17 protein-coding genes and 1 tRNA gene are annotated in these 19,760 nt (G+C 63.4%); 13 read left to right on the top strand and 5 right to left on the bottom strand.

From position 1 onward, the window contains the following. Positions 1-20 precede the first annotated feature (20 nt). The 9 genes from BXE_RS24370 to dhaK all read left to right on the top strand — a co-directional run bounded on the left by BXE_RS24370 (position 21) and on the right by dhaK (position 9,677). Positions 21-1,229 carry an ABC transporter substrate-binding protein gene (locus BXE_RS24370; RefSeq protein WP_040124069.1) on the top strand — a complete coding sequence of 403 codons (1,209 nt, stop codon included), beginning with the start codon at positions 21-23 and terminating at the stop codon, positions 1,227-1,229. 98 nt (positions 1,230-1,327) lie between these two features. Continuing rightward, entirely contained in the window at positions 1,328-2,188 is an 861-nt protein-coding gene (locus BXE_RS24375; RefSeq protein ID WP_007176157.1) for a branched-chain amino acid ABC transporter permease, read from the top strand. Further along, the gene (locus BXE_RS24380) at positions 2,185-3,252 is read left to right on the top strand and encodes a branched-chain amino acid ABC transporter permease (RefSeq protein ID WP_011490797.1); all 1,068 of its coding nucleotides are present in this window, start codon (positions 2,185-2,187) and stop codon (positions 3,250-3,252) included. The genes BXE_RS24375 and BXE_RS24380 overlap by 4 nt, the downstream gene beginning before the upstream one ends. Beyond that, a complete protein-coding gene (locus BXE_RS24385) occupies positions 3,249-4,016 on the top strand; it encodes an ABC transporter ATP-binding protein (protein ID WP_011490798.1) in 768 nt (255 codons plus the stop codon). The genes BXE_RS24380 and BXE_RS24385 overlap by 4 nt, the downstream gene beginning before the upstream one ends. Then, on the top strand, positions 4,013-4,714 hold the full coding sequence (locus BXE_RS24390) for an ABC transporter ATP-binding protein (protein ID WP_011490799.1): 702 nt from the start codon (positions 4,013-4,015) through the stop codon (positions 4,712-4,714). The genes BXE_RS24385 and BXE_RS24390 overlap by 4 nt, the downstream gene beginning before the upstream one ends. A 32-nt stretch (positions 4,715-4,746) precedes the next feature. After that, a complete protein-coding gene (locus BXE_RS24395; RefSeq protein ID WP_011490800.1) occupies positions 4,747-6,027 on the top strand; it encodes a Zn-dependent hydrolase in 1,281 nt (426 codons plus the stop codon). Next, positions 6,024-7,514: a M81 family metallopeptidase gene (locus BXE_RS24400; protein ID WP_011490801.1), complete on the top strand. Its 1,491-nt coding sequence runs from the start codon at positions 6,024-6,026 to the stop codon at positions 7,512-7,514. The genes BXE_RS24395 and BXE_RS24400 overlap by 4 nt, the downstream gene beginning before the upstream one ends. A gap of 78 nt (positions 7,515-7,592) precedes the next feature. Then, a tRNA-Val gene (locus BXE_RS24405) sits at positions 7,593-7,669 on the top strand. A 304-nt stretch (positions 7,670-7,973) separates the two neighbouring features. Further along, the gene (gene dhaK, locus BXE_RS24410) at positions 7,974-9,677 is read left to right on the top strand and encodes a dihydroxyacetone kinase subunit DhaK (RefSeq protein ID WP_011490802.1); all 1,704 of its coding nucleotides are present in this window, start codon (positions 7,974-7,976) and stop codon (positions 9,675-9,677) included. 77 nt (positions 9,678-9,754) lie between these two features. On the opposite strand, the gene BXE_RS47920 is transcribed toward dhaK, so the two are convergent. The 5 genes from BXE_RS47920 to BXE_RS24435 form a co-directional block, all read right to left on the bottom strand. Next, positions 9,755-9,889, bottom strand: coding sequence for a hypothetical protein (locus tag BXE_RS47920; protein ID WP_011490803.1), 135 nt, complete (start codon positions 9,887-9,889; stop codon positions 9,755-9,757). A gap of 3 nt (positions 9,890-9,892) precedes the next feature. Then, positions 9,893-10,948, bottom strand: a complete 1,056-nt coding sequence (locus BXE_RS24420) for a permease (RefSeq protein ID WP_011490804.1) — start codon at positions 10,946-10,948, stop codon at positions 9,893-9,895. Positions 10,949-10,972: 24 nt separating this feature from the next. Then, positions 10,973-12,040 carry a tRNA 2-selenouridine(34) synthase MnmH gene (mnmH, locus tag BXE_RS24425; RefSeq protein ID WP_011490805.1) on the bottom strand — a complete coding sequence of 356 codons (1,068 nt, stop codon included), beginning with the start codon at positions 12,038-12,040 and terminating at the stop codon, positions 10,973-10,975. 130 nt (positions 12,041-12,170) lie between these two features. Next, positions 12,171-13,235, bottom strand: a complete 1,065-nt coding sequence (selD, locus tag BXE_RS24430; protein WP_011490806.1) for a selenide, water dikinase SelD — start codon at positions 13,233-13,235, stop codon at positions 12,171-12,173. Between the two features lie 193 nt (positions 13,236-13,428). Next, positions 13,429-13,788: a hypothetical protein gene (locus tag BXE_RS24435; RefSeq protein WP_049782351.1), complete on the bottom strand. Its 360-nt coding sequence runs from the start codon at positions 13,786-13,788 to the stop codon at positions 13,429-13,431. A gap of 195 nt (positions 13,789-13,983) precedes the next feature. On the opposite strand from BXE_RS24435, the gene fdnG reads away from it, so the two are divergent. From fdnG to fdhE, 4 genes are all read left to right on the top strand, one after another. Further along, entirely contained in the window at positions 13,984-17,052 is a 3,069-nt protein-coding gene (fdnG, locus tag BXE_RS24445) for a formate dehydrogenase-N subunit alpha (protein ID WP_081958727.1), read from the top strand. A 9-nt stretch (positions 17,053-17,061) separates the two neighbouring features. Further along, the gene (gene fdxH / locus BXE_RS24450; protein ID WP_011490809.1) at positions 17,062-17,994 is read left to right on the top strand and encodes a formate dehydrogenase subunit beta; all 933 of its coding nucleotides are present in this window, start codon (positions 17,062-17,064) and stop codon (positions 17,992-17,994) included. Beyond that, positions 17,981-18,637, top strand: a complete 657-nt coding sequence (locus tag BXE_RS24455) for a formate dehydrogenase subunit gamma (protein WP_011490810.1) — start codon at positions 17,981-17,983, stop codon at positions 18,635-18,637. Before fdxH ends, BXE_RS24455 begins: the two co-directional genes overlap by 14 nt. Positions 18,638-18,746: 109 nt before the next feature. Then, complete coding sequence (gene fdhE, locus BXE_RS24460) at positions 18,747-19,742, top strand: formate dehydrogenase accessory protein FdhE (protein WP_011490811.1); 996 nt, start codon at positions 18,747-18,749, stop codon at positions 19,740-19,742. Positions 19,743-19,760 lie beyond the last annotated feature (18 nt).

Below are 19,760 nucleotides of genomic sequence, written 5' to 3' on the forward strand. Positions count from 1 at the left end.
CTTTCCTAAGGAGCGTCATTTTGAATCGCCGAAATATGTTGAAGCTGGCCGCGTTGTCGGCCGTTCCGGGGACGTTGGGTTCGCTGGTCGCGCGAAGCGCGTTCGCGCAGGCCGGCACCTTGCAGTTCGCCTGTCCGGTGCCGATGTCCGGTCCGTTCGCGGCGAACGGAAAATACGCCGACCTCGGCATGAAGCTCGCTATCGAGCAGTACGGCAAGGTGCTGGGCCAACCGCTCGCATACACGGTGCTCGACACGGAAGGCAAGCCGGCAACCGCAGTGCGCCGTGTTCAGGAAATCGCGCAGCAGAAGAATGCACGCTTCTTTGCGGGCGGTATTCTGTCCTCCGAAGCATTGGCAATGGGCAAGGAAGTGCAGAAAGCCGGCGGCATTTTCATCACTACGGCGGGCGCGGATGAAATCACCGGCAAGGACTGCAACGACGCCACGTTCCGCTGGTCGGTGCCGACCTATGGCGCGATCGAGCAAACGGTGCGTCCGCTGATCCAGACGCTGCCCAAGGCGAAACGCTGGTACACCATCACGCCGCAATACGTGTTCGGCGACGGCTTGCTGTCGGCCGCCAAGGCGATCTTCAAAGAGAAGGGTATCGAGCACGTGGGCAACAGCTACCACTCGCTCAATGAGAAGGAGTTCAGCGGCTATCTGACGAATGCAGTTGCAGCAAAGCCTGACGTTCTGCTTATTCTGAACTTCGGCTCGCAGTCGTCCGATACGTTGCGCCAGGCCGTGAGCTTTGGCATGAAGAACAACTGCACGATTCTGATGGCGTGGGCGTCCGGACTCGAGCAATTCGAATCGCTTGGCGCGGATCTTTGCGAAGGCGTCTATTTCGGCGCGCAGTATTGGCACGACATCGATTCGCCGCTCAACCGCGATCTTGTCAAACGCACGAACGCCGCATTCAAGGCGAACCCCAACTACAGCCTGGCGGGCTCCTATATCTGCACGAAGATCCTGCTGGACGGCATCGTGAAAGCGGGCAATGTCGATCCGAAGAAAGTAATCGCAGCACTCGAAGGCATGAAATACGACGGTTTGACTGGTCCGGAGGAGGTTCGCAAAGGCGACCACCAGGTACTGAAGAACTATTATCTGTTGAAGGGTAAGGCGAAGAACAAGATGAAAAACGCCGACGACTACGCGGATATCGTGAGTTCCGGTCAATCGTTCCTGCCGCTCGACAAGACCGGCTGCAAGATGGTTTGACGCCCGCGTGCCGCACGCGAGCGCGGCACGCATATCGCGGCACGCCCACGCGGCAATCCAGCGCGATGCTCCTTCGCACCACCCTTTAGACGGACGCCATGAACGTTTATCTTCTGCAGATCGTCAACGGCATCGGAGTGGGGATGCTGTATTTCCTGCTCGCGGTCGGGTTGTCGATCGTGTTCGGCCTTCTGCGCTTCGTGAATTTCGCGCACGGTGCGTTCTATCTGCTCGGCGCGTACTTCTGCTATCAGGCGATGCAGTGGTCGATGAGTTTCTGGACCGCGCTCGTGGTGGTGCCGATTGTCGTGGGCGCGCTTGCATGGGTCGTCGAGAAACTGATTCTGCGGCACGTGTACGCGCAGCAGCATGAGTTCCATATTCTCGTGACGGTCGGTCTCGCGCTCGTGGTGCAGGAATGCGCGATCCTGATCTGGGGACCGCTAGGCGATAACGTAGCCGTGCCCGACATGCTGAACGGCGTGGTGATCTGGGGCAGCTTCGTGTATCCGAAATATCGTCTCTTCGTGATCGGCTTCACGGCGGTATTGGCGGCGCTCTTGTGGTGGGTGCTGGAAGGCACGCGGCTAGGCAGCGCGGTGCGCGCGGGCAGTGAATCGACGGAGATGGTCTCGCTGCTCGGCATCAACGTATTGCGTGTTTTCAGCCTCGTATTCGCACTCGGCGCTGCAACGGCCGCGTTGGCGGGCGTGCTTGCCGCGCCGATTCGCGGCGTCGATCCTTTCATGGGCATTGAAGCGCTCAGCGTCGCATTCGTCGTGGTGGTGGTCGGCGGCATGGGTAATTTCCTCGGCGCGCTGGTCGGCGGACTGCTGGTGGGGATCGTGCAAAGCGTCATGAGTACCTTGTGGCCGGAGGGCGCGCGACTCATGATCTACGTCGCGATGGCGGCCGTTCTGTTGCTGCGGCCGAACGGTTTGCTCGGGAGGGCGGCATGATCGATACCTCGAAGCCCATCGCGCAAAGTGCTTCTTCTGTAAGGGCCCAGCCGGGCCTGAAGCATTCGCTGCATCGCTATCGCTTCCTGCTGCTTGCGCTGCTAGTGGTGTGCGTATTGCCGCTGACACTGCGCTCCGGATCGCTGGCCACGGAAGTGCTGGTGTTCGCGCTCGCCGCGCTCGGCTGCAATCTGCTGCTCGGCTACACAGGGCTGCTTTCATTCGGGCAGGGCATTTTCTTCGGACTAGGCAGCTATTGCGCGGGACTGGTTCTCACCAGGACGGCGTTGCCGGTGCCCGCGGCGTTGTTTGCAGCGGCGATAATCGGCGCGGCGGCTGCGGCGCTCGTCGGCTGGTTTTCGATTCGTCAGCGTGGCACGTACTTCGTCATGCTGACACTCGCGTTCGGGCAACTGTTCTATTTCCTCGCGTACACCACGCCCGATCTGACCGGCGGTGACAATGGGTTGCTCGACATTCCGCGCCCGGCGCTCGGACTGTTCGGCAAAACGATCGTGCCGTTGACCTCGCCGTGGCAATACTACGGCTTCGTCGCCGTGCTGTTTCTCGTGGTGTTCTGGCTGCTGATGCGCGTATCGCACTCAGTATTCGGCCGTACGTTGCTGGCGATTCGCGACAACGAGGCACGCGCGGCCGCGGTCGGCTACGACGTCAAACGCTTCAAACTGATGGCGTTCGTGATCTCCGGCGCGGTCACGGGGCTGGCGGGGGCGCTGCATGCGCTGATGACGGGCATCGCGCCGCTCTCCAACATCGACTATCACACGAGCGAGATGATCCTCGTGATGACCGTGATCGGCGGCACGGGCAATCTGTTCGCATCCGTACTAGGCGCCGCGTTCTACGTGCTGTTCGCCGACTGGCTCTCCACCTTGTGGCCGCGCTGGCTGTTGCTGCTCGGCATCGTACTGATCGCTGTCAGCCTGTTCATGCAGCGCGGGCTGTGGGGACTGGGCGAACGCATCTGGCAATCGCTTCGCCGCAGATCGTCTACCGACGCAGGCAACGGCGCAGACAACGACGCAGACAAGGAGCCCATATGAGCGAAGCGATTCTGCGAGCGAGTGGCGTTGTAAAGCGCTATGGAAAATTCACGGCACTTGCTGACGTCACGCTCAACATCATGCCGCGCACGGTGCACTCCGTCATCGGTCCCAATGGGGCGGGCAAAACCACGTTGTTTCACGTATTGACGGGCACGCTGCCGATCACCGAAGGCAAGATCGTTTTCGACGGCCACGACGTCACGCATGAGCCGGACCACAAGCGCGTACGACGCGGCGTAGCGCGTTCGTTCCAGGTAACGAGCCTGTTCGCCAATCTGAGCGTGCGGGAAAATCTGCGGCTCGCCGCGCAAGGTGTCGACGCGGTGCGCGCGCTGAATGCGTGGGCGCCGCCGCACGGTGCGCTCACGCATTCGGATACCGTCGATAGCGTGCTCGAACGGCTGGCGTTGCAGCGTTTCAGCGAAGTATCGGCGGGCGCGCTCTCGCACGGTCAGCAGCGGCGGCTCGAAGTCGGCATGGCGCTCGCCGCGCGGCCCAAGGCCATCTTTCTGGACGAGCCGACCTCGGGTATGGGTATCGACGACCTCGACGATATGAAGCAACTGATCCGTGGCCTGCGCGACGATTACACAGTCGTGCTGATCGAACACAACATGGGCATCGTGATGGACATTTCCGACACGATCACCGTCATGCAGCAAGGGCGCGTGCTAGTGGAAGGGCGCCCGGACGACATTCGCGGCGACGAGCGCGTGCGCAGCGCCTATCTCGGCAACATGATCACCGGAGGCCGCGCATGATTCTCGACGTGCAGCAGATTCACGGCTTCTACGGCAAGAGCCACATCCTGCAAGGCGTGTCCCTGCAAATCAACGAGGGTGAAACGGTGACGCTGCTGGGCCGCAACGGCGCTGGCAAGTCGACCACGCTGAAGGCGATTGCCGGTGTCGTCGCGCCACAGCGCGGCACGGTCACGTTCAACGGCGCCGAAATCGGCGGCTTGCCGCCGCACAAGATCGCGTCACGAGGTGTGTGTTTCGTGCCGGAGCATCGCGGCATCTTTCGTTTGCTCACGGTCGAAGAGAATTTGCGGCTCGGCGCGCGCAAAGATTCGCCGTGGCAACTGGGCGACATCTACCGCATTTTTCCGCGTCTCCAGGAGCGGCGCACGAACGGGGGCGCGCAGCTATCCGGCGGCGAACAGCAGATGCTTGCAATCGGCCGCGCGTTGATGAATCACCCGCGTTTGCTGATGCTAGACGAGCCGGTGGAAGGTCTTGCGCCGGTGATCGTCGAAGAAATCGTCGCGCAACTCAAGCTGATCCGCGAGGCGGGCGTGGCGATTCTGCTGGTCGAGCAGAACCTCGAAGTTTGCACGCAACTCGCGGACCGCCACTACATCATCGAACAGGGCGTGATCGTGTATTCCGGCGATAACGCGTCGTTCTCCGCGGACGACTCGATCAAGGACCGTTATCTCGGCGTCGGCGTGGTCTGACGCGTATTAGTCTTCAACACGAGGAAGCATCGATGCAAGTTCACGAATCAACGACCGTCGCGACGTTTGCCGATCTGCGAGTCGACGGCGCGCGACTGTGGGACAGTCTCATGCAACTCGCGCGGATCGGCGCTACCGATAAAGGCGGCGTATGCCGGCTCGCGCTCACGGAGTTGGACCGCGAGGCGCGCGACCTCTTTATCGCGTGGGCGAAGGAGATCGGCTGCACCGTGCGGATCGACGCGATCGGCAACATCTTCGCGCGCCGCGCCGGGTTGCGCGATGACCTTGCGCCGGTGATGACCGGCAGCCATATCGATACGCAACCCACGGGCGGCAAGTTCGACGGCAATTATGGCGTGCTCGCGGGTCTCGAAGTACTGCGTACGCTTGCCGACGCCAATGTGCGAACGCTGGCGCCGCTGGAAGTCGCGGTGTGGACCAATGAAGAGGGCTCGCGCTTCGTGCCGGTGATGATGGGTTCCGGCGTGTTCGCCGGCGCGTTCACCCTGGAGCATGCGCTCGAACAACGCGACCGCGAAGGCGTATCGGTGCGCGACGCATTGTCGCGGATCGGATATGCGGGCGAGAACGAAAAGCCGCATGCTGTCGGCGCTTATTTCGAAGCGCATATCGAACAAGGGCCGGTGCTGGAAGCACACGACAAAACAATCGGCGTGGTGCAAGGCGCGCTCGGCCAACGCTGGTACGACGTGACGGTGCACGGCATGGAGGCGCACGCGGGCCCGACGCCGATGGAACTGCGCCGCGACGCGCTGCTCGTCGCGGCGGATCTGATTCACGCCGTCAATCGCATCGCGCTCGATCACGCGCCTCATGGGCGCGGCACGGTTGGCTGGCTCGACGTGCATCCGAATTCACGCAACGTGATTCCGGGCCGCGTGACGCTCACCGTCGATCTGCGGGCCGCCGACGACGCCACGCTCACCGCAATGGACAGCGCATTGCGCGCCGCATGCTCGCTGGCGGGCGAGAAAGCCGGCATCACCGTGGACGTCGAGCAGGTCGTGTATTTCCCGCCGCAACCGTTTGCCGCGGAACTGGTCGGCGCCGTGAAGCAGGGCGCGGACACACTCGGTTTTGCGTCGATGGATGTGATCAGCGGCGCCGGCCACGACGCCGTTTATCTTGCGAGAGTCGCGCCCGCCGCGATGATCTTCGTGCCGTGCAAAGACGGCATCAGCCACAACGAAATCGAAGACGCACGCGCGGATCATCTCGAAGCCGGTTGCAACGTGCTGTTGCAGGCCATGCTGAACGCCGCGCAGAAAGCGGGGAGCGCGGACGCATGAAAATCCTCATCGCGCGGATGAATCACGAGACCAACACGTTCTCGCCGGTGGCCACGCCGTTGGCCGCGTTCGGGCGCAACGGCCCGAGCTATGGAGAAGACGCGTTCACCGAGAACAAAGGCATGCAGACGGCAATGGCCGCATTCATCGACGCCGCCGAGAAGGAGCATGCCGAAATCGTGACACCCGTATCGGCGTCGGCGAATCCCAGCGGACCGGTCGAGGCCGCCGCTTACGCGGCGATCTGCGAGTCGATCGTGTCGGCTGCGGCAGGTTGCGACGCGGTCATGCTCGATCTGCACGGCGCGATGGTCGCCGAAAATTCAAACGATGGTGAAGGCGATCTGCTCGAACGCGTGCGCGCGTTGTTGCCGGACGCGCCAATTGCGGTTGCGCTCGATCTGCACGGCAACGTCACGCAAAAGATGATCGACAACGCCGATGTAATCGTCAGCTTCAAGACCTATCCGCACGTGGATATGTACGAGACCGGCGCGCATGCGGCGCGTTTGTTGTTCGACCTGATCCACGGCAAGGCGAAGCCTGTGATCGCATGGCGCCAGCCGCCGCTGCTCACGCATACGCTGCGCAGCGCCACCGCCGAAGGCGCGATGAAACGCGCCGTGGACGCCGCGCGCGCCGCCGAAGCCGACGGCATGCTCGCGGTGTCGGTGTTGTCCGGTTTCTCGTTGGCCGATATCGCGGCGCCGTGCATCAGCGTAGTGGTGGTGGGCAACGGCGAACGCGCCGAGGCCGAAGCGGTGGCGGAGCGCATCGCGCGGCAGATCTGGGATGAGCGCGAAGATTTCGTGTACCGCAGCGCGCCTCTCGCTGACTCCGTAGCGCAAGCCGCGACGCTCGCGGTGAACGCCGACAAGCCCGTGCTCCTGCTCGATCACGGCGACAACTGCATGTCGGGCGGCACATGCGACACGATGGACCTGCTCGAAGAAGCACTGAAGCAGAAGCTCGACGGCATCGTAAGCGGACCGTTGTGCGATCCGCAAGCGGTCGCCGCGTTGATGGCGGCCGGCGTTGGCAGCACGGTGACGGTGACCATCGGCAACAAGATCGCGAGCGATGCGCTCAAGCCGCGTTCGCCGCTTGCCGTGACCGGCGTGGTGCGCGCGCTGACCGACGGCGAGTACGTGATCAGCGGCCCGACTTACACCGGTCAGCGTGCCTTCATGGGACGCGCCGCGGTACTCGACACCGGCGCCGTCAAGCTGGTGATCACCGAGCGCACGCACGAACCGTGGGACCTCGGCGTGTTCGAAAGCGTCGGCATCGATCCGCGTCGCGCGCGTTTCCTGCTGCTCAAGTCGCGCATGTACTGCCGGCCGGTTTTCGTGCCGATCGCCGCGGCGCTGGTGGAATGCGACAGCCGTGGTGTGACGAGTTCCGATTACGGTCTGTTCGCTTTCGCGCACGTGAAACGGCCAGTTTATCCGCTCGATACGCAGACCGAATGGGCAGTCACGAACTGAATGCCGCGCGCTCGCTCGCAGAAGCGCCGTTGGGGGCTTGTGCTGAGCGTGCGGGTTCTCTATAATTCGCGCCTCTAAAGGCTCGTAGCTCAGTTGGTTAGAGCACCACCTTGACATGGTGGGGGTCGTTGGTTCGAATCCAATCGAGCCTACCAACGCATCCGTGACGTAGACGAAAGCGGTTCCGCTTTCGTCTACGGTCAGGTTCCCGCATCACCCGGCGCACCGTTTGTCGTGCCGCTGTTCTGTCAGTTTCTCCCCTTCGTATTACCTCGAACCGTACGCAGCGTGACCCGTTCGCCGCGAATGCCCGTGTGCGTCCAACGTTCCTGCGTGTTCCCGCGTCATGTCGTCATTCACCAATGCGCGGTACAGTTGATCCTTCCGCTTTTGCCACTGAATCAACCGCCGTTCAGCGCGTGATGCAAGCGCCGGCAGTTTGAAAAGGAAGCTGACGCAATGAAGAAACTCATCAACGAGGTTTCCGCGGTCGTTCCGGATATGCTCGACGGACTCGCGGCGCTCAATCCCCATCTCTCGCTGTTGCAAGGCAGCACGATCATCGTGCGCGCGGATGCCGAGGCCGCCGCCGCGCGCGGAGAAGTCGCGCTGATCTCAGGCGGCGGCTCGGGCCACGAACCCGCGCACGGCGGCTATGTCGGCCCCGGCATGCTGAGCGCGGCGGTCGCCGGTGAAGTCTTCACGTCGCCGTCCACCGACGCCGTGCTCGATGCGATCCGCGCGGTGGCCGGCGCGGCCGGCGCGCTGCTGATCGTGAAGAACTACACCGGCGACCGCTTCAACTTCGGCCTGGCGGCGGAGATTGCGCGCGCCGAAGGCATCCCCACGGAAATGGTGATCGTCGCCGACGACGTCGCACTGACGGCGAGCGGCGACCACGCGGGCCGTCGCGGGCTTGCGGGGACCGTGCTGGTTCACAAGATTGCGGGCGCGGCCGCGGCGTCGGGCCGCCCGCTGGCGGAGGTCGCACAGATCGCGCGCGACGTGGCGGCCTCGCTCGGCACGATGGGCGTGGCACTCACCGCGTGCACGGTGCCGGCCGCGGGCAAACCGGGTTTCGAACTGGCCGATGGCGAGGTGGAATGGGGTCTCGGCATTCACGGCGAACCCGGTGTGGAGCGCGGCGCGCTGGAGCCCGCCGCCGCGGTCGTCGACAAGCTGCTGGAGAAGATTGTCGGCGACCTGTCGTTGCAGGCCGGCGAGCGGGTGGCGTTGCTGGTGAACAATCTGGGCGGCACGCCGTCGAGCGAATTGAACATTGTGGCCGGCGCCGCGCTGCGTTATCTGGCGGAGCGCGGCATCAGGACGGAGCGCGCGTGGGCCGGCACATTCCTGAGCGCGCTGGAAATGGCGGGCATTTCGCTGTCGCTGCTGCGAGTGGACGATCAACGTCTCGGTTGGCTCGATGCCGCCGCGCAGACCAGTGCGTGGCCGGCGCTCGGTGGACGCATCGCGCGGACCTCCGCGCGGCCCGCGCCGGCCGAACCGGATCGCGCAAGCGGTGCGACGCTGTCGCGTGAAGCGACGCTGCGCCGCGTCATCGAAGCGGTCTGCGCGTGTCTGCTGAAAGCCGAGCCGACGCTGACCGACATGGATCAGCGCGTCGGCGACGGCGATCTCGGCATCAGCCTGTCGCGCGGCGCGCGCGCGATCATTCAGGAGCTCGACGGCTATCCGGCTGAAACGACGCCGGGCGCTGTCCTGCGCAACATGTCGGCGACGCTGCGGCGCGTGGTCGGCGGCACCTCCGGCCCGCTTTACGCGGTCATGCTGCTGCGCGCCGCGCTCGCGCTCGAACAATCGGGCGGAGCGACGCCGAAGCAGTGGGCGGCGGCCTTCAGCGCGGGCGTCGACGGCTTGATGGCGCTAGGCGGTGCGCAACCTGGCGATCGCACGATGGTCGATGCGCTGAAGCCGGCCGCCGATGCATTGCAAGCCGCTCTCGCACGTTCCGATGCGCTCGACGCCGCGTTGAAAGCGGCCGTCGACGCGGCAACCGAAGGCGCCGCGCAAACGGCGTCGATGCATCCGCGGCGCGGGCGTTCGAGCTACGTCGGCGAGCGTGCGCTCGGTCACGCGGATCCGGGCGCGCACGCGGTGGCGCTGTGGCTCGCGGCGATCCGCGAGGCGCTGGCGGAGTAAAGTGAGCTGTCGTCGAAAGACGGCTCGTCGCGTCAGCGATCAGACTCCGCGCGCTTCAGCCCGGATACGGCGCGCTGTTACGGACGAAGCAGATCGAAGCCGGCCAGCGCGACCACCCCGCTCACCACGATCAGCGCCACCGAATGCTGTCCGAAGTAAAGCAGGCCGGCGGCGGACCAGCTCGTCAAAGAAAAAGCGGCGATACGTTTCATGCTTTAAAACCCCAAGGCGACAGCCAGTAATCCGCTGACCACGCCGCAGACCACCACGGCGAGCGCCACCACCGTCAGCACGCGGCGCGGAAACGAGCGGGCGAGCATGGCCATCGACGGTACGCTAATGAGCGGCAGCGTCATCAGCAAGGCGCCCGCCGGGCCGGCGGCCATGCCGAACGAGAGCATGGCCTGGATGATCGGCACTTCGCCCGCGGTCGGAATCACGAACAGCGTGCCGGCGATGGACAGCGCGACGATCCACAGCAAACTGTTGTCGATATCCGGTCCGACATGCGGAAACAGCCACGTGCGCGCCGCGCCAAGAATCAGCACCAGCACGATGTATTCGGGAATGAGCCGCAGCGTCATCGTGCCGAGGATTTTCACCCAGCGTGTGAACGCAGTGCCGGGCACGTCGCTGGTGATCAGTTGCGCCATCGCTTCGCGCGACGCTTCGGCTTCTTTCGGCGTGACCATGCGATTCACCAGATACCCGAGGCCGAATACCATCACGATGCCCAAGGCGAGCCGCAGGCCCATCCATTGCCAGCCGAGCACGAAGCCCATGAAGATCAACGTGGCCGGATTCAGGGCGGTATTGCCGAGCCAGAACGCGATCGCCGCGCCCGGCGCCGCCTGACGCGCGCGCAGGCCCGCCACGACCGGCGCCGCGCAGCAGGTGCACATCATGCCCGGCAGCGACATCAGGCCGCCTTTCACCACGCTGCTGAAATCGCTCCGGCCGAGCGCACGCGCGACCCATTGCGGCGGAATCAGCGCCTGCACCGCCGAGCCGAGCAGCAGCCCCAGCACCATCGCTTGCCAGATCGCCTTGCCGTAGGCGAGGGCGTAGTCGATCGCGGCCTGCCACGACGCCGCCGGCGCGCTCGCCGACGTCCCCATCAGAATGGATTTGCCGATGGAGTGCTGGCTCGCGGCGACGAAGGCGCGGTTGTAGTACGGGAACCACTTCACATAGAAGAGGCCGACGACGGCAATCAGCAGGAACACGATCCAGCCGAGAGCGACACGCGGTTGTCGAAGGGTTGATTGCATGGGAGTCTTGAACGTTGGATTTGATCAGATGACAGCGAGCGCGCTGCCCTCGACCTGGGCAAGCAGTGCGCTTGCCTGGTCGACGGCATCGGCGTCGTTAGGGCGAAAATTGAACTGCAATGCGTGCGGCAACTGGACGAAATGCTCATGGCTGCTGCGCGCGTACGCCGGATCATAGTGGCGCTCGATCAATTCGCGCGCGAGTTCGGCGCGCCGGTTGTCGTCGACGAGCCGTTGCCAGCCCGTGACACGTTCCCGGCTATGCAAACCGATCAGCCTTTGCAATTGCGCCTTCAGCGACTGCGGATCGTCGAACAGATGCGCATAGTCGTGCAGCAGGAATGCCGCGCGATCTTCACGGCTCGACAGCACCTCCACGCAGCGGCCCCGGTGAAACGTGTCGAGCAGCGCGAGCGGCAACGCAACGGAGCCGATGCGCCGGCTTTCCGCTTCCACGAACACCGGCCGTGCCGCGTCGAGGGTGCGCAGCGCGGTAACGAGCAGCGTATCGAACCGTTTCTGCGAGGGCTGCGGCACGCCGGCCCATGCGCCGAGCAGCGAGCCGCGGTGCGAGGCCAGCGCTTCGAGATCCAGCGTCTGCGCGCCCGCCGCGTTCAACGCCGTGAGCAGGCGCGTCTTGCCGCTGCCGGTCGGACCCACCAGCGCGATGTATGAAAACGTTGCCGGCAAGCTGTCCAGCGTATCGAGCGTGGCCCGCCGATAAGTCTTGTAGCCGCCTTCCAGTTGACGCGCCTGCCAGCCGATCATATTGAACAGCGTGGTCACCGAGCCCGAGCGCTTGCCGCCGCGCCAGCAATAGATCAGCGGCCGCCAGTTGCGCGGCCGGTCGGCGAAGGTCGTTTCCAGATGGTGCGCGATATTACGCGCGACGAGCGCCGCGCCGATCCGCGTGGCTTCGAACGGAGACACCTGCTTGTACGTGGTGCCGACCAGCACGCGCTCCTCGTTGCTCAGCACAGGCGCGTTGAGCGCGCCCGGAATGTGGTCTTCCGCAAACTCGAGCGGCGTGCGCACGTCGATGATTTCATCGAAATCACCTGCTTTTTCGAGGCTGACGAGTAGGTTTTTCAAGGAGTTAGGGACGAAACGGGCCGGCGGGAAGGTTGAAATTATCTCATGCGCAGTAAATACCGGCTGGCAGAGCGTTCAGGACAGCTTGCGAGACATCCGCCCTGCGTTGCCGCTTCCGCCGCCCGGCCTCTCAAACAACCTCGACGCGTCCTTCTCCGCTCACCATTTCGCCGATCACGCACGCTTCGCCGAATCCGTCGGCGCGGAATAGTGCGAGAACCTCGTCGACGGCTTGCGGCGCGCACGAAACCAGCAAGCCACCGGAGGTTTGCGGATCGGTGAGCAGGGTGCGCGCCGTCGCCGGCAATGAGGCGGGCAAACCGATGCTTTTGCCGTAGGCGTCCCAGTTGCGTCCCGACGCGCCGGTGAAAATGCCGGCTTCCGCCAGGCCGACCACGTCCGGCAGCCACGGCAGATCCGCATAGCGCACGCGCGCGGTCAGGTTCGAGCCGCGCGCCAGTTCCAGCGTGTGGCCGAGCAGGCCGAAGCCGGTGATGTCGGTGAGCGCATGCACACCGTCGAGCCTGGACAGCTCCGCGCCCGGACGATTGAGCTTGGTCGTCGCGGCGATCATGGCGGCGTAGCCGGCGGCGTCCAGCCGGTCTTTCTTCAGCGCGGCCGAGAGAATGCCGACGCCCAGCGGCTTACCGAGAATCAGCACGTCGCCCGCCTGCGCGCCCGCGTTGCGCTTGACGCGCTTCGGGTCGACCACGCCGATGGCGACGAGGCCGTAGATCGGCTCGACCGAATCGATCGAATGACCGCCGGCGAGCGGAATGCCGGCCTCGGCGCAGACGGATTCGCCGCCCTTCAGCACGGCTGCGATCACGTCGTGCGGCAGCACGTTGATCGGCATGCCGACGATGGCCAGCGCCATCAGCGGCTTGCCGCCCATCGCGTAGACGTCGGACAGCGCGTTGGTCGCGGCGATGCGGCCGAAGTCGAACGGGTCGTCGACGATCGGCATGAAGAAGTCGGTGGTGGCGACGATCGCCTGCTCGTCGTTGAGTTTGTAGACGGCGGCGTCGTCGGCTGTGTCGTTGCCGACCAGCAGATCGGGAAAGAACGGCAATGGTGCACTGCGTTTGAGCAGGTCGGCGAGCAGGCCGGGCGCGATCTTGCAGCCGCAGCCGCCGCCGTGCGACAGACTGGTCAGACGGGGCGACGTGCTCGTGGGGACGGAGGTATCGGTCATTGTGGCGTGCATTCCTGGCTACGAATGCACGCATTATGAATGTTGTTCGTTCGCGGCGCAGAGCGGCCGCGCAGCGAGGCGCTTCCCCAGGCTGCGGAAACCGCCCACGTATTTGCTCGCATGCCGCCCACAAGCGGCAGCCTTGAGAACGAGCGCGCCCACGCCGACACGGCGAGGCCAACCGATCCGCTATTTATTTGTTGGTGCCCGCGCCCGTGCCGTACAGGCCGTTATCGAAGCCGCCCGCGCCTTGGGCCTTGTGTCCTTGACCGGCAGTCTTGCCGCGCGACTTCGCCGAACCGCCATCCTTCGTCTGCGGCTTGTTCGATTCGTGAACCATCGAGGCGGACGAATCAGGCGCCGATCCCATCGAAGACGTACGGTTGTCCTGCTGCGACGAGCCGCCGCCCTGGGTGATCTGGGCCAGGCCGCTTTGACTCGACGCGAGCATTGCAATGCCGAACGCAAATGAAGCGAGACCCGCCGGCGCCCGCCGCTTTACTGCGCTGCAAAAACGGCTTGGGGGTGAAGAATCGAGCAGTGAGTGGGTCATGGTTTGCGTCAAGATCCGAAGTGAGGGTTTGTCCATACCTAACTCAGCAGCAAAAACAATGCCCCGGCTTTCCTCAAACCGGCTGTGCCGCTTCATATTTGAAGGCGCTGTGGAAGGCGGAAGTTCTCGCTGCAGGACTTTATGCCGCCCTCTATAATCATGATCAGTACCCCCAAAAAGAGCCGAGGCCATTCAATGCCCCATATGTCCCGGCGACAATTTCTGAAGGTCTCCGCCACCACGCTAGCCGGATCGAGTCTCGCCCTCATGGGCTTCTCACCGACGCCCGCGTTAGCGGAAGTCCGTCAGTACAAGTTGTCGCGCACAACCGAAACCCGCAATACCTGCCCGTACTGTTCGGTAGGCTGCGGCATCCTGATGTATGGACTTGGCGACAACGCCAAGAACGCGAAGTCCAGCATCATCCACATCGAAGGCGATCCCGACCATCCGGTCAATCGCGGCACGCTGTGCCCGAAGGGCGCGAGCCTGATCGACTTCATTCATAGCCCGAGCCGTCTGAAGTATCCGGAGTACCGCGCGGCCGGCTCGAATGAATGGAAGCGCATTTCGTGGGAAGACGCGCTCGATCGCATCGCGAAATTGATGAAGGAGGACCGCGACGCCAACTTCGTCGAGACAACGGAAGACGGCAAGAAGGTCAACCGCTGGCTGACCACCGGCATGCTCGCGGCATCGGCCGGCAGCAATGAAGTCGGTTATTTGACGCACAAGGCTGTCCGCAGTCTTGGCATGCTCGCATTCGACAATCAGGCACGTGTCTGACATGGCCCGACGGTGGCAGGTCTTGCCCCGACGTTTGGCCGTGGAGCGATGACGAACCATTGGGTCGACATCAAGAACGCGGATGTGATTCTCGTAATGGGCGGCAATGCGGCCGAGGCACACCCATGCGGTTTCAAGTGGGTCACTGAAGCCAAAGCGCATCGCAAGGCAAGATTGATCGTGGTCGATCCGCGCTTTACGCGTACGGCATCGGTTGCGGATTATTACGCGCAGATTCGGACCGGCTCGGACATCGTGTTCCTGGGCGGGGTGATCAACTATTTGCTCACCAACGACAAGATCCAGCACGAGTATGTAAAAAACTACACGGACATGCCGTTCATCGTTCGTGAGGATTTCTCGTTTACCGACGGTCTGTATTCCGGCTACAACGCCGACAAGCGCAAGTACGACCAGAGTTCGTGGGACTACGAACGCGGGGACGACGGCTTTGCCAAAGTCGATCCTACGTTGCAGCACCCGCGCTGCGTCTATCAGCTGATGAAGCAGCACTACTCGCGCTATACGCCCGAGCAGGTCGAGAAAGCGTGCGGCACGCCGAAGGAAAAATTCCTCAAGGTGTGCGAGATGCTGGCATCCACGGCGGTCCCGGGGCGCGCCGGCACGGTCCTGTACGCGCTCGGCTGGACCCATCATTCGATCGGCGCGCAGATCATCCGCACCGGCGCGATGGTGCAATTGCTGCTGGGCAATATCGGCATTGCGGGCGGCGGCATGAATGCGCTGCGCGGTCACTCCAACATTCAGGGGTTGACCGACCTCGGCCTGATGTCGAACCTGTTGCCGGGTTACATGACGCTGCCGCTGGAAGCCGAGCAGGACTTCGACGCCTTCATCAAGAAGCGCGCGAGCCAGCCGCTGCGGCCGAATCAGTTGAGCTACTGGCGCAACTATCGGGCGTTCCATGTCAGCTTCATGAAGTCGTGGTGGGGCGATAACGCGACCGCCGAGAACAACTTCGGTTTTGACTATCTGCCGAAGCTCGACAAGTCGTACGACATGCTGCAGGTCTTCGAGCTGATGAATCAAGGCAAGATGACCGGCTACATCGCGCAGGGCTTCAATCCGCTCGCCGCGGCGCCGAACAAGGCGAAGATCGGCGCGGGTCTGGCCAAGCTGAAGTGGCTCGTCGTCATGGATCCGCTCGCCACTGAAACGTCCGAGTTCTGGAAGAATTTCGGCGAGTTCAACGACGTCGATCCGGCTTCGATCCAGACCGAGGTGTTCCGTTTGCCGACCACCTGTTTCGCGGAAGAGCGCGGTTCGCTGGTCAGCTCCAGCCGCGTGCTGCAGTGGCACTGGCAGGGCGCGGACGGCCCCGGAGAATCGAGGAGCGATCTGGAGATCATGTCGGGGCTGTGGCTGCGCATTCGCGAGGCTTACAGGAAGAACGGCGGCAAGTATCCCGATCCGATTCTGAACATGAGTTGGCCGTACGCCAATCCGGAGAGCCCCACGCCCGAAGAAATCGCGATGGAGTTCAACGGCAAGGCGCTCGCCGACGTCACCGACGCAACCGACAAAACCAAGGTGCTCGCGAAGAAGGGCGAGCAACTGGCGAGCTTCGCCCAGTTGCGCGACGACGGCAGCACCGCGAGCGGTTGCTGGATTTTCTGTGGCTCGTGGACCCAGGCGGGCAACCAGATGGGCCGCCGCGACAACTCCGACCCGACCGGCATCGGCAATACGCTGAACTGGGCATGGGCGTGGCCAGCGAACCGGCGCATTCTGTACAACCGCGCTTCGTGCGACGTCAGCGGCAAGCCGTTCGATCCAACGCGCAAGCTGATCGCGTGGAACGGCAAGGCGTGGGCGGGCGCGGACATTCCCGACTTCAAGGTGGATGAACCGCCCGAAAACGGCATGAATCCGTTCATCATGAATCCGGAGGGCGTGGCGCGCTTCTTCTCGCGTGACGGGCTGGTGGAAGGGCCATTCCCCGAGCACTACGAACCGTTCGAGACGCCGATCGGCTACAACCCGCTGCATCCGGACAACAAGCTGGTGGTCAGCAGTCCGGCTGCGCGCGTGTTCCCGGACGACCGGGCTGCGTTCGGCACGCACGAGAACTTCCCGCATACCGCAACCACGTATCGTCTGACCGAACACTTCCACTACTGGACCAAGCACGCGCGTCTGAATGCGATCGTGCAGCCGCAGCAGTTCGTGGAGATCGGCGAGGATCTGGCGAAAGAGGTGGGCGTGGTGGCCGGCGATCGCGTCAAGGTGTCGTCCAATCGCGGGCACATCATTGCGGTCGCGCTCGTCACCAAGCGGATCAAACCGCTGATGATCGAAGGAAAGAAAGTCCAGACCGTTGGCTTGCCGTTGCATTGGGGCTTTAAGGGACTCACGAAGCCGGGCTATCTCGTCAATACGCTGACCCCCTCCGTGGGCGATGGGAATTCGCAAACACCGGAATTCAAGTCGTTCCTCGTCAAGGTCGAAAAGGCATAAGGAAAAGAGATGGCACTGCAATCACTGGACATCAAACGCCTCTCGGCCACGACCTTGCCCGAACCGCAAGTGCGTGAGCCGGTCACGGGCACGGTCGCCAAGCTCATCGACGTGTCGAAGTGCATTGGCTGCAAGGCGTGTCAGACCGCCTGCATGGAATGGAACGATCTGCGCGACGAAATCGGCACCACGACCGGCATCTACGACAACCCGCGCGATCTGAGCGAGCATTCGTGGACCGTCATGCGGTTCTCGGAATACGAGAACACCGAAGGCGATCTCGAGTGGCTGATCCGCAAGGACGGCTGCATGCACTGCGAGGATCCGGGCTGTCTGAAGGCCTGTCCGTCGCCGGGCGCGATCGTGCAGTACACGAACGGCATCGTGGATTTCCACGAGGAAAACTGCATTGGCTGCGGCTATTGCGTGACCGGCTGCCCGTTCAACGTGCCGCGCATTTCGAAGAAGGACAACCGCGCGTACAAGTGCACGCTGTGTTCGGACCGTGTGGCGGTCGGCCAGGAACCGGCTTGCGTGAAGACCTGCCCGACCGGCGCGATCATGTTCGGCACCAAGGAGGACATGAAGCAGCAGGCCGCCGATCGGGTGGAAGATCTGAAGGAACGCGGTTTCCAGAATGCCGGCTTGTACGATCCTGCCGGCGTGGGCGGCACGCACGTCATGTACGTGCTGCATCACGCCGACAAGGCCAACCTGTATCACGGTTTGCCGCAGAATCCGAAGATCAGCGCGATGGTCGGGCTGTGGAAAGGATTGGCCAAGCCGCTGGCGCTCGCGGGTATCGCGTTCGCGGCCGTAGCCGGCTTCTTCCACTACACGCGCGTGGGTCCGAACGAGGTGAGCGAGGCGGAAGAAGCCGAAGCCCAGCACGAAGCCGACGAAGCACGCCGTTCGCGGGAGGCATCCAATGAAGCACCCTGAGCATACCGGGTTGAAGGACGTGAAGGGCAACAGCCTGATCGTGCGCTACACGCCCAATGAACGCACCAATCACTGGATCACCGCCATCACGTTCGTGTTGCTGGCGCTCTCCGGCCTTGCCATGTTTCATCCGGCAATGTCGTGGCTTTACGCGATCTTCGGCGGCGGGCAATGGACGCGGATTCTGCATCCGTTCGTGGGCTGCGTGATGTTTCTGTCGTTCCTGATTCTTGCGTTGCGCTTCTGGCATCACAACTATCTGAACAAGGCCGACATTCAGTGGATGAAGCAGATCGACGACGTGCTCAACAATCGCGAGGAGAAGCTCCCCGCGATCGGCAAGTACAACGCCGGTCAAAAGCTGCTATTTTTCACGATGGTGATCTGCCTGCTGCTGTTGCTGGCAAGCGGCATCGTGATCTGGCGGCGCTACTTCTCGTTCTATTTTCCGATCGGGATCATCCGGCTCGCGGCGCTGGTGCATGCGGCGGCGGCGTTCGTGCTGATCGTCGGCATCGTCGTGCATATTTATGCGGCGTTGTGGATCAAGGGATCGATCGGCGCCATGACGCGCGGCACGGTGACTTACGGCTGGGCGAGAAAGCATCATCCCAACTGGTTCAAGGAAATCATCGGTAAATAGCGGGCCACGCCTAGGCACCCAGGCAGCGCAACCAAAGCGCGCTGCACCCCGAGCCGCCGCCCTTGTTCGATGAACGGCGGCGGCTCTTCAGTTTTCAGAGGTCGATACTGTGGTTCAACGTATTCTCGAAGCCGGCGATATCGAGTCGCTCGACCATTCGGCGATTCCGCGCATCCGCACGCCGGAGCGGCTTGCGGTGTTCTCCGCGCGCGCCGCGCGTCTGCGCCAGCTCGCGGCGCTCAACAATCCGATCGCCGGCTATTTGCGCCTGATGGCCGTGCTCGCCGACGCGCAGCAAGCCGTCATGGCGGGTTTCAAGGCACGGCCGCCGAGCCCCGAGCTGATCGCGAGTGCCCAGCAACATTCCATGCCGCTGATTCCGGCGCTTTCGGGCGTGCGCGATCCGGCGTGGCGCGACGTGCTGCGCCAACTGCTCGACAAGGTGGCCGCCGCGGGTCCGCTCACGCCGCCGCTCGAAGCGCTGATCGACCATCTGCGCACGCTGGATACCGCGGCGCTCGAATTCCAGTCCGACGCGATCTTCGCGCAGCGCTTCGAAGAGGTCGACCCGGCGAGCGCGCCGTTCATCGTGGCCGCGCTGCAAGTGGTCTGGACCGACCTCGCCGCCGATATCGACAAGCGCGAAGTGCCGTACATCGAAACCCTCGGCCTGTGTCCCGTGTGCGGATCGCATCCGGTGGCGAGCATCGTGCGCGTGGGCGGCGCGTATGATAACTACCGTTACCTGCAATGCGGGCTGTGCTCGACCGAATGGCACATGGTTCGGGCGAAGTGCTCGAACTGCGATTCGACCAAGGGTATTGCCTATCACACGGTCGGTTCGCCGGATGCCGACGAGGCCACGCGCGAAACCGAATCGAAGAACGCCGCGCTGAAAGCGGAATCGTGTGACGAATGCCATACTTATCGAAAGATCGGCATTCAGTCGAAAGACTACGATTTCGAACCGTTCGCGGACGATCTCGCCAGTCTCACGCTGGATCTCTTGATGGGCGCGGAAGGTTATCGGCGGGCTTCGCCGCATCCGTGGCTGTGGCCCGAACAGGCCGCCGGTGCGGACGAGCTCTCCGGCGAGTCCGACTAGCACTAGCGCTTGGACACC

Origin of the sequence: Paraburkholderia xenovorans LB400, assembly GCF_000013645.1 — a bacterium.
Classification (GTDB): Bacteria; Pseudomonadota; Gammaproteobacteria; order Burkholderiales; family Burkholderiaceae; genus Paraburkholderia; species Paraburkholderia xenovorans.

Excerpts from the sequence above, each read along its gene's own strand:
- BXE_RS24380 (WP_011490797.1), top strand. The coding sequence starts at position 2,185 with ATGATCGATACCTCGAAGCCCATCGCGCAAAGTGCTTCTTCTGTAAGG.
- dhaK (WP_011490802.1), top strand. The coding sequence starts at position 7,974 with ATGAAGAAACTCATCAACGAGGTTTCCGCGGTCGTTCCGGATATGCTC.
- BXE_RS24455 (WP_011490810.1), top strand. The coding sequence starts at position 17,981 with ATGAAGCACCCTGAGCATACCGGGTTGAAGGACGTGAAGGGCAACAGC.
- BXE_RS24420 (WP_011490804.1), bottom strand. The coding sequence starts at position 10,948 with ATGCAATCAACCCTTCGACAACCGCGTGTCGCTCTCGGCTGGATCGTG.
- BXE_RS24395 (WP_011490800.1), top strand. The coding sequence starts at position 4,747 with ATGCAAGTTCACGAATCAACGACCGTCGCGACGTTTGCCGATCTGCGA.
- BXE_RS24435 (WP_049782351.1), bottom strand. The coding sequence starts at position 13,788 with ATGACCCACTCACTGCTCGATTCTTCACCCCCAAGCCGTTTTTGCAGC.
- BXE_RS24385 (WP_011490798.1), top strand. The coding sequence starts at position 3,249 with ATGAGCGAAGCGATTCTGCGAGCGAGTGGCGTTGTAAAGCGCTATGGA.
- fdxH (WP_011490809.1), top strand. The coding sequence starts at position 17,062 with ATGGCACTGCAATCACTGGACATCAAACGCCTCTCGGCCACGACCTTG.
- BXE_RS24400 (WP_011490801.1), top strand. The coding sequence starts at position 6,024 with ATGAAAATCCTCATCGCGCGGATGAATCACGAGACCAACACGTTCTCG.
- BXE_RS24375 (WP_007176157.1), top strand. The coding sequence starts at position 1,328 with ATGAACGTTTATCTTCTGCAGATCGTCAACGGCATCGGAGTGGGGATG.
- selD (WP_011490806.1), bottom strand. The coding sequence starts at position 13,235 with ATGACCGATACCTCCGTCCCCACGAGCACGTCGCCCCGTCTGACCAGT.
- BXE_RS47920 (WP_011490803.1), bottom strand. The coding sequence starts at position 9,889 with ATGAAACGTATCGCCGCTTTTTCTTTGACGAGCTGGTCCGCCGCCGGC.
- BXE_RS24390 (WP_011490799.1), top strand. The coding sequence starts at position 4,013 with ATGATTCTCGACGTGCAGCAGATTCACGGCTTCTACGGCAAGAGCCAC.